At 73.2% G+C, this 5931-nt stretch carries 6 protein-coding genes; 3 read left to right on the top strand and 3 right to left on the bottom strand.

Annotated features, from left to right (window positions below):
* Positions 1-217 precede the first annotated feature (217 nt).
* Positions 218-1213 (bottom strand): hypothetical protein, encoded by a 996-nt coding sequence (locus tag ACFV04_RS42970; RefSeq protein ID WP_380536520.1) that lies wholly within the window; start codon positions 1211-1213, stop codon positions 218-220.
* A gap of 177 nt (positions 1214-1390) precedes the next feature.
* Positions 1391-3235 (bottom strand): diguanylate cyclase domain-containing protein, encoded by a 1845-nt coding sequence (locus ACFV04_RS42965; protein WP_380350029.1) that lies wholly within the window; start codon positions 3233-3235, stop codon positions 1391-1393.
* Between the two features lie 326 nt (positions 3236-3561).
* Between ACFV04_RS42965 and ACFV04_RS42960 the strand changes: the two genes are divergently transcribed.
* Positions 3562-4134, top strand: a complete 573-nt coding sequence (locus ACFV04_RS42960; protein ID WP_380350026.1) for a flavin reductase family protein — start codon at positions 3562-3564, stop codon at positions 4132-4134.
* Position 4135: 1 nt separating this feature from the next.
* On the opposite strand, the gene arfB is transcribed toward ACFV04_RS42960, so the two are convergent.
* Complete coding sequence (gene arfB, locus ACFV04_RS42955; protein WP_360264103.1) at positions 4136-4570, bottom strand: alternative ribosome rescue aminoacyl-tRNA hydrolase ArfB; 435 nt, start codon at positions 4568-4570, stop codon at positions 4136-4138.
* A 102-nt stretch (positions 4571-4672) separates the two neighbouring features.
* Here arfB and ACFV04_RS42950 point away from each other — a divergent pair, with 102 nt between their 5' ends.
* A complete protein-coding gene (locus ACFV04_RS42950) occupies positions 4673-5170 on the top strand; it encodes a hypothetical protein (protein WP_380350022.1) in 498 nt (165 codons plus the stop codon).
* Between the two features lie 135 nt (positions 5171-5305).
* Entirely contained in the window at positions 5306-5881 is a 576-nt protein-coding gene (locus ACFV04_RS42945) for a TerD family protein (protein ID WP_360264097.1), read from the top strand.
* The last annotated feature ends 50 nt before the right edge of the window (positions 5882-5931 follow it).

Genomic DNA, 5931 nt, shown 5'->3' with positions numbered 1-5931 from the left:
CGTCGGCTCGCTGGAGACCGGCAAGCTCGCCGACCTCGTCGTGGTCGACTCCGGGACCTACGACCTGGTCGCCGTGATGCGCCGCGGCCGCTGGGTCCTGGGCGCCGACGGCTTCTCCACCGTCAAGCCCGCCTGACCGCCGCACCCCGGAACGACGACGGCCGCCCTCCCCCGGACGGGGACGGGCGGCCGTGGTGCGTCGGCGACGGGCGGCGGCTCAGCCGCCGGGCTCGATGGTGACCTGGTCGATCAGGACCGCCCCTGAGGGCACCGTGAACGTCACCGAGTTCGGCCCGGCCGCGAACTGCGGCAGTATCCAGGTCGTGTACCAGGCGGAGTTCTGGTCCTTGGGGGCCGGACCGTAGACCTTGTAGGTCATCCCGGACGGCCAGTCCTTGCCGTTCACCGCAGCCGCGCCCTTGATGTCCGGGCCCAGGTAGTTGTAGTGGACGGTCAGCTTGTACGAACCGGCCGCGGCGACGTCGCCGGACCAGGTCACCGAACCGCCCGGCTGGAGGGTCAGGTAGCTGCCGTCCGTCGACTTGGCGCCCTTGACGGTGTTGCCGGACGGCGCGTTCTGCGCCTGCAACTGGCTCGCGTCCACGGTCGACGGGCCGGAGATCACGGTGGCGCTCGACGAGGGGGAGGCTCCGGCCGTGGTGCCGGTCGGCCCCGGGGTGGTGGGGCCCGGCGCGGAGGTGGTGGCGGCGCCGCCCTTGCCTGTCTTGTCGCCCTCCTGGCCACCCGTGGACAGCGCTATCCCGGCACCGATCGCGATGGCCGCGACCACGGCGACCGCGCCGATCACCGCGCCCTTGCTCCGGCCGCTGCTCGGCCGCTCGTCACCCGGCTGCGGGCGGGAGTGCTCGGCGTAGCGGGTCTGCTGGGTCGGCGGGGCGCCGTACTCGCCCGGCTGCTGCGGCACGCCGGGCTGACCGTACGGGGCCTGCGGCTGACCGCCCGGGTACCCCTGCGGCGTGCCCGGCTGGCCGTACTGCTGCTGCTGCGCCCGCGGCGGGTAGCCGTAGCCGTACTGGGCGCGCCCGACCTCCATCGGCCGGTTGTACGACGTGCGGGGGACACCCTGCTGCGGCTCGGCCGGCTGCCCGGTGGAGCCGTCGGCCGGACGGTAGAGGTAGCCGAACGGGTCGTCGTCCTGCGGGGCACCGCCCCCCTGGCCCTCGGGCACTCCGTTGCTGCCGGCGGTCGTCACGGTGGTCTGTTCCCCCATCCGGTGCGCGCCGCCGGGCTGCGGGCGGCGCAGATCGTGGACGCTGTCGTACCGGGAACCCTACCTGTCCTGTGTGACGGCGGGAAAAGAACCCTTGACAACTCGCGGGTAACCCGGCCAGGGCGCCGCCGCGGCGGTGTCGTCCGTCCGCGTCCGGTCTCAGCCCGCGCGCCGGTGCGAGCGCTCTCCGCGCGCCCCGCGCACGGCCCCGCCGCGCGCCCGCTTCTCGTCGTACATCCGTTCGTCCGCGGTGTGCAGCACCTCCTCGATGCTCATGCCGCAGCCGGCCCAGCCGATCCCGAGGCTCACCCCCACCCGCATCGCCCGCCCGTCGATCCGCATCGGCGGGATGATCGCGTTGCGCAGCCGGTGGGCGAGGTCCTTGGCCTCCTCGCGGCCGATGCCGTCGGCCAGCACCACGAACTCGTCGCCGCCGAGCCGGGCCACCGTGTCGCCGTCCCGGACGGCCTGGCTCAGCCGCCGCGCGACCTCGACCAGCACCGCGTCGCCCGCGTTGTGGCCGAAGCGGTCGTTGATCGACTTGAATCCGTCCAGGTCGCAGAAGAGCACCGCGAGCCCCTTGTCCGGCACGGCCGCGCCGCCGGAGCGGAACGGCGCGGACCAGGCCTCGCCGCCCGGCCCGTGGTCGGCCGGGACCACGGCGTGCACGTGCTCCCCGTAGCCCGGGCCGATCCCCGGCGGCGGACCGCCCTCGGGCAGCCCGTAGCCGTGCACGGCCCCGGCGTACGGGTCCGCGCCCTCCAGGCCGTCGTGCGCCGCGTGCGCGCTGTAGGAGTCCGCCGGGTAGCCGTACGGCGGGGGGTAGGCCGCCTCGACCGGACCGGCCGGGTAGCCGTACGACGGGGGGTAGGCGGCCTCGACCGGACCGGCCGGGCCGGCCGCGGCGCCGACCGGCTGCGGCTGGGAACAGAGCCGGCGGGCCAGCCGCGCCTTGAGCTCGGCACCGTTGGGCAGCCCGGTGAGCGCGTCGTGGCTGGCCCGGTGGGCGAGCTGGAACTCGTGCCGCTTGCGGTCCTCGATGTCCTCGACGTGGGTGAGCAGGAAGCTCGGCCCCTCGGCCGCGTCCGCCACGATCGAGTTGCGCAGACAGACCCACTGGTAGCCGCCGTCCCGCCGGGACAGCCGCAGCTCCGCCCGGCCGCTCTCCGCGCTGGTGCGCTCCAGCAGGGCACGGTCCTCGGGGTGGACGAGGTCGGCGAAGCTCTGCTGGCGCAGCACCGCGCGGGGGCGGCCGAGCAGTCGGCAGAGCGCGTCGTTGACCCGGGTGAGCTGGCCGCGCCCGGCGCCGTGCAGCTCGGTGATGGCCATCCCGCTGGGCGCGTACTCGAAGGCCTGGCGGAAGCTCTCCTCGCTGGCCCGCAGCGCCTGCTGCTCCTTCTCCAGCCGGGCCAGCGCGCGCTGCATCTCGGCCCGCAGCCGGGCGTTGCCGATCGCGATGGAGGCCTGCAGCGAGAACATCTCCAGGGCCTCGCGGGTCCAGGCCCCGGGCCGTTTGCCGCTGCGCGGGCGGTCCACCGAGAGCACCCCGAGCAGGTCGCCGCCGGCGCTGTACATCGGGGCGAGCAGCCCGTCGGCGGGGTGCCAGTCGTTGGCGTACACGGGCAGCGTGCCGTCCCCGATCCAGCGCGGGATGTCGCTGGCGACGGCCCAGCCGCGGTCGTACGGCAGGAAGCGCAGGGTGCCCCAGTGGTCGCTGACGCCGAGCAGCCGGTCCCAGGACTCCCGTGAGCCGACCTGGCCGAGCAGCACGGAGGGGCCGCCCATCGGGCTCTCCTCCAGCTCCCAGACGGCCGCCACCACGAGGTCGCCGTCGGGCCGGACCAGGCTGACCGCGGCGGCGTCGAAGCCGAGCCCGTGCACCGCGCCCTCGACGACGGCCTGCAGCGTGCCCGCGAGGCTGCGGGCAGCGTTGAGGTCCGCCACGACCCGGTGCAAGGTGCGGAGGGTCGCGAGACGGACGTACGGCTCCGACTCGGCTTCCATGCGGGGGCTCCCCGGCTGCTTCGGATAGTTCTTGATTGGTTATCGTCCGATTGCCAGAAGAACTGAATCACAGGGAGCACAGCGTTCGGCACGCTCGGTCAGCAATAGGGCGCCACTTGTGACTTAAATCACACGACACTAATGCGCCCTTAATCAGCTCATCCGCCCCATAGCGGGACATAAAGCGCTATCAGGGCCTTTTCCCTGGTCGACCTCGGCGGCCCGGAGCTGAAGCCGGCTGCACCCGCCGGTGCGCCGACTTCACCCCTGCGAGTGAGTCCGGACACCGGCCGCGACACCCCCGGCACACCGCCGGTCCTACGACCATGGCCCGATGCCGTTTCCCGCGGGTGACGACTACCGTGCGGTACGTGTACCCGTCGCCGCAGCCCGAAGCTGCCCCCCATGCCACGCCCGACGAGTTCCGGGCAGCACTCTCCCAGCTCGCCGCCGGTGTGAGCCTGGTGACCGTCCACGACCCGGAGGACGGCGAGGACATCGGCATGACGGCCACGTCCTTCCTGTCCGTGTCGCTGGAGCCGCCGCTGGTGCTGATCTCGGTCCGCGAGGACTCCCGGACGGACGAGGTGCTCTCCCGGGTCGACACCTGGGCGGTCTCGGTGCTGACGGAGGGGCAGAAGACGATCGGCTCGCGCTTCGCCATGAAGGGCCGGCTCAGCGACCGCCTGCTGTTCGCGGACACCCCGCACCACCGCGGCCCGCACACCGGCGCCCCGCTGATCGAGGGTGCGCTGGCCACCGTCGAGTGCCGCACCGAGCAGCGGATACCCGCGGGTGACCACACCCTGCTGCTCGGCCGCGTCCTGGAGGCCGCGGTGCCCGACCCCGGCGGCCGCCCGCTGCTCTACTTCCGCGGCGGCTACCGCACCCTGGGCTGAGCTACTCGCCGCCCCGCGGCGGGCGGCGCCCCTGCTTCACCTCGGAGCGGTGCCGCTTGGTGAACAGCCGGCGCTCGACCATCCCCCGGCTCGGCTTGGTCGCCCGCCGGGACTTCGGCGGCGGTGCGCACGCCTCGGTCAGCACCGCCGACAGCCTGGCCCCGGCCGCCTCGCGGTTGCGCCACTGCGAACGGAACTCCGAGGCCTGGATCACCAGCACCCGGCCGTCCACGAGCCGACCGGCCAGCCGCTCCAGCGCACGCTCGCGCCACACCTCGGGAAGCGCCCTGGTGGAGGCCAGGTCGAAGCGCAGCTCGACCTTGGAGTCGGAGGTGTTGACGTGCTGGCCGCCGGGGCCGGAGGAACGCGAGAAGCGCCAGACGAGCTCGGCGTCGGGAACGACCACCGACCCCCGTACGCGGATGGGCTCGGGCATGTGCCCATCATCCCGCGCCCGACCCGCCCGGTCACCAGGTTATCCGCGGCCTCTCGCCGCCGACCGGCACCCGGTTACCCGCGAGCGCCGCGAGCCCCGACAATGGCGTACGTGATCGAGCTCGGCTACTCCCTCTCCAACCGCTTCCCCGACCCCCCGCAGACGGACTACCGCACCGCGTCCGTGCACGCCCTGCGGTACGACCTGTTCTGCGGCGACGTCTACCTGGACGCCGAGGGCGCCGAGCTGTCCACCGCGTGGGGCTGGGTGCCGGTGCTCGACTTCGCCTGGGCGCTGTGCGACATCGCCGAGCACCTGGACCGCGACCCGGACGGCAGCCGGGCCGCCCGGGTGCAGACCGCCGACCTGGACTTCACCCAGAACACCGAACTGCTGCGCTTCGCCCGCCGCTTCAACTGGGTCGAGGTCACCGCGACCTGGCTGCCCGACGAGCCGCCCGCCGTGATCCGCCACAGCGACCTGCGGCGCGAGGCCCGGGACTTCCTCCAGGACACCCTCGCCGACCTGTTCGACATGCACCCCGACCTGGCCGACAACCCGAACATCTGGTCGCTGCAGGGCCGGTTCCGCCGCGTCTGACACCTCTCTTTGCCGCCGCTTTGCCCCGGCATTCGCCCCCACGAAGAATTCACGGCACCTGCGGAACCAAGCCGCCGGAGTATTGCGTTGTCCCGGGAAAAAGCGCACGAAGCGAACGAAGGGACTGCAATCGTCATGCCAGTGAGCCTCTCCAAGGGTGGCAACGTCTCGCTGACCAAGGAGGCCCCCGGCCTGTCCGCGGTCACCGTCGGCCTGGGCTGGGACGTCCGCACCACGACCGGCGCCGAATTCGACCTCGACGCCAGCGCGATCGTCCTGAACGCGGACGGCAAGGTGCTCTCCAACGCCCACTTCGTCTTCTTCAACAACACCAGCACGCCGGACAACACCGTCGTGCACACCGGCGACAACCGCACCGGCGAGGGCGCGGGCGACGACGAGTCGCTCAACGTCAACCTGGCCGGCCTCCCGGCCGAGGCCGTCAAGATCACCTTCCCGGTCACCATCTACGACGGCACCGCCCGCGGCCAGAGCTTCGGCCAGGTCCGCAACGCCTACATCCGCGTGGTGAACGCCACCGGCGGCGCCGAGATCGCCCGCTACGACCTCTCCGAGGACGCGGCCACCGAGACCGCGATGATCTTCGGCGAGCTGTACCGCAACGGCGCCGAGTGGAAGTTCCGCGCCGTCGGCCAGGGTTACGCCTCCGGCCTGGCGGGCATCGCCCAGGACTTCGGCGTCCAGATCTGACGCACCCCCCGGACGACGCCGCGGCGCGGGGGGGCCGGGCGCGCGGGGCC

This window comes from Kitasatospora sp. NPDC059599 (assembly GCF_042735125.1).
Taxonomy (GTDB): domain Bacteria; phylum Actinomycetota; class Actinomycetes; order Streptomycetales; family Streptomycetaceae; genus Kitasatospora.
The sequence above is the reverse complement of the archived record's forward strand: the minus strand, read 5'-3'. Positions and strand labels throughout refer to the sequence as shown.